The 349-nt window shown below is 60.7% G+C and carries 1 protein-coding gene; it reads right to left on the minus strand.

The window, feature by feature from the left end; all coding sequences use genetic code 11:
* Window positions 1–349 (minus strand): EF-Tu/IF-2/RF-3 family GTPase (locus ACUCV0_RS24110; RefSeq protein WP_482213935.1); only part of this gene is annotated, 349 nt, incomplete at both ends.

Genomic DNA, 349 nt, shown 5'->3' on the forward strand with positions numbered 1-349 from the left:
GGTGTGACGACCGCCTTCTTCCTTGGACAGCACGTACACTTCGCACTCGAACTTGGTGTGCGGCTTGATGGTGCCCGGCTTGGCCAGAACCTGGCCACGCTCGACGTCTTCACGCTTGGTGCCACGCAGCAGGACGCCAACGTTCTCACCCGCACGACCTTCGTCCAGCAGCTTGCGGAACATTTCAACGCCGGTGCAGGTGGTCTTGACGGTGGCTTTGATGCCCACGATCTCGACTTCTTCCTGGACCTTGACGATGCCACGCTCGACACGACCGGTTACCACGGTGCCACGACCGGAGATCGAGAACACGTCTTCGATCGGCATCAGGAACGGCTTGTCGATGGCG

It is taken from the genome of Pseudomonas sp. VMV1, from assembly GCF_056790235.1.